Raw genomic sequence first — 1,298 nt, 5'->3', positions numbered from 1 at the left:
AGCTGGACACCCGCAAGAACCTACCGCGCTTGCTGATTTTATGATTCCATCTCCCCTCGGCGCACGGGGCGGATTGCGATGGAACAGCGGTCGTTTTTCGGGTTGTCTGAGCATCTGGAGTTGCTGAGCCAGATCGGCGATCCGCTGGAGACGCTCGAAGCGACGATCGACTTTGAGTATTTCCGTGGCTGGCTCGTCGAGGGCCTTGGCTACGGCGATGGCGCCAAGGGTGGGCGCCCGCCCTTTGATCCGGTCTCGATGTTCAAGGCGCTGATCCTTCAGGCGCAGCACAATCTCAGCGACGCGAAGATGGAGTTCATGATCCGGGATCGCCTGTCCTGGATGCGCTTCCTTCGCTTTGATCTCGGCGGCCCGACGCCCGACGAGAACACGGTCCGCCACTTCCGCAACAGGCTGACCGAGACCGGTACGCTGCGGCGGGTGATGAAGGCCTTCGACTGGCAGCTTCAGAAGAAGGGCTACATCCCAATGTCGGGGCAGATCGTCGACGCCTCCCTCGTGCCGGCGCCCAAGCAGCGCAACACGGACGCGGAGAAGGAGGCGATCAAGGCGGGCAAGACGGCAAAAGAGATCTGGCCCGACGAACCCAGCAAGGCGGCGCAGAAGGACGTCGACGCGCGCTGGACGCTGAAGATCGGCGGCAAGATCCGATATCGGCCCGACGGCACACCCTTGCCGCAGATCGCCTTGCCGGTGTTCGGCTACAAGACCCATATCGCGATCGACCGACGCTTCGGCTTCATCCGGGAAAGCGCGGTGACCTCGGCGGCGCAGGCCGATGGGCGGATGCTGCCGCGCCTGGTGACGACACAGAACACCTCCTCCGAGGTCTGGGCCGACAGCGCCTACCGGTCACAGACGAATGAGAAAAGCCTGGCGGCGAAGATGCTGGTCAGCCGCATCCATCGCCGCAAGCCGCCAGGACGGCCGATGCCAAAGCATGTCGCGCGCGCCAATGCCGGCAAGTCGGCGATCCGGGCTGCCGTCGAGCACGTCTTCGCCCACCAGAAGAACAGGTTCGGCCTCTTCATCCGCACCATCGGACTGGCGCGCGCCGAGGCCAAACTCACGCTCGCCAACATCGCCTACAACTTCGACCGCCTGATCTTACACGAACGGGCAAAAGCCATGGGATGAATCTGCCCAGGGCGGATGAAAATCGCCGAAATCGGCACAAAGCGCCGGCCCTCAGGCAGCCCGAAGCCGATCATCAGGCAGACATTGCACCGAACCCATCAGAGCGCCAGAAATCGGAGGGTTCTTGCGGGTGTCCAGCT

1 protein-coding gene is annotated in these 1,298 nt (G+C 63.3%); it reads left to right on the top strand.

Going from position 1 to position 1,298, the window contains the following annotated elements; translation table 11 throughout:
• The first annotated feature begins 78 nt into the window (after window positions 1–78).
• Window positions 79–1,158 carry an IS5 family transposase gene (locus BW981_RS22235; protein ID WP_068203851.1) on the top strand — a complete coding sequence of 360 codons (1,080 nt, stop codon included), beginning with the start codon at window positions 79–81 and terminating at the stop codon, window positions 1,156–1,158.
• Window positions 1,159–1,298: the final 140 nt, after the last annotated feature.

Origin of the sequence: Allobosea sp. TND4EK4 (assembly GCF_900156025.1) — a bacterium.
In the GTDB taxonomy this organism is placed as follows: domain Bacteria; phylum Pseudomonadota; class Alphaproteobacteria; order Rhizobiales; family Beijerinckiaceae; genus Allobosea.
Note: the sequence above shows the minus strand (reverse complement) of the source record. Positions and strands in the feature narration are given on the sequence as shown.

What these genes read in the sequence shown, in the direction of transcription:
- BW981_RS22235 (WP_068203851.1), top strand. Translation starts at nt 79, where the DNA reads ATGGAACAGCGGTCGTTTTTCGGGTTGTCTGAGCATCTGGAGTTGCTG.